The 1,094-nt window shown below is 52.0% G+C and carries 1 protein-coding gene; it reads left to right on the top strand.

All coding sequences use genetic code 11. The features are described 5' to 3' along the window. Positions 1 to 1,094: tandem-95 repeat protein (locus tag R7E38_RS22790; protein ID WP_318082128.1), on the top strand; the 1,094-nt coding region annotated here is incomplete at both ends.

The raw sequence follows: 1,094 nt of genomic DNA, 5'->3' as shown, positions 1-1,094 counted from the left end.
ACACAAGGCACAGTTGAGATCGTTGATGGCAAACTGGTCTTCACACCGGCTGAGAACTTCCATGGTGACGCTGAAATCACTTACACCGTTAGCGATGGTGCACTGACTGACCAAGCGACGGTCAACGTCACCGTGAATGCGGTGAACGACACGCCTGTGGTTGAAAGCAACCTCGCAGACCAAACCTTGGCGGAAGATTTCACGCCATACACCATCAATCTAAATACGGCTTTCAGTGATGTGGATAACGTGGATGGCGAGTTAACGTTTAGCGTCTCTGGCAACAGTAATGTCAATGTCTCAATAGAAAATGGCATTGCGACCATTAGCCCAACGGCAGACTGGAACGGCTCAGAAACCCTAACGTTTACGGCCACCGATCCAAGCGGCGAGAGCGTCAGCCAAACGGTGAACTTCACAGTGGCGCCTGTGGCGGACATCGTGGCAGACAACGCGACGGTTGTGGAAGACACGCCGACCATCATTAACGTCCTAGGTAACGACACGTTTGAAGGCAGCGACAAAGTGGTGTCGCTGGATACCAATAACGGTCCAGCCAACGGCACGGTCTCGGTCAACCCGGATGGCAGCGTCACTTACACGCCAAACGACAACCACCACGGTGCAGACAGCTTTACCTACATCGTTACCTCCGGTGGGGTATCGGAGTCCACCACGGTGAACGTCGATGTGACGCCAGTGAATGACGCGCCAGTAGCAAAAGATGATACCGCTGTCACTGACGAAGACACGCCAGTGACGATTGATGTTCTGCCAAACGATACTGATATTGATGGTGATACGCTGTCTATCCAATCGGCGTCTGTACCTGAAGCACAAGGTAAAGTCGAAATTGTTGATGGCAAATTGGTGTTCACACCAGCTGAGAACTTCCATGGCGATGCTGAAATCACTTACACCGTTACCGATGGTTCACTGACTGACCAAGCGACGGTCAACGTCACCGTGAATGCGGTGAACGACACGCCTGTGGTTGAAAGTAGCATTGCAGACCAAACCTTGGCGGAAGATTTCACCCCATACAGCATCGATCTGAATACCGCTTTCAGCGATGTAGATAACGTCGATGGCGA

The organism is Vibrio sp. Vb2131 (assembly GCF_033338535.1).
Taxonomy (GTDB): Bacteria; Pseudomonadota; Gammaproteobacteria; order Enterobacterales; family Vibrionaceae; genus Vibrio; species Vibrio alginolyticus.
This window is presented reverse-complemented; position numbering and strand designations above follow the sequence as displayed.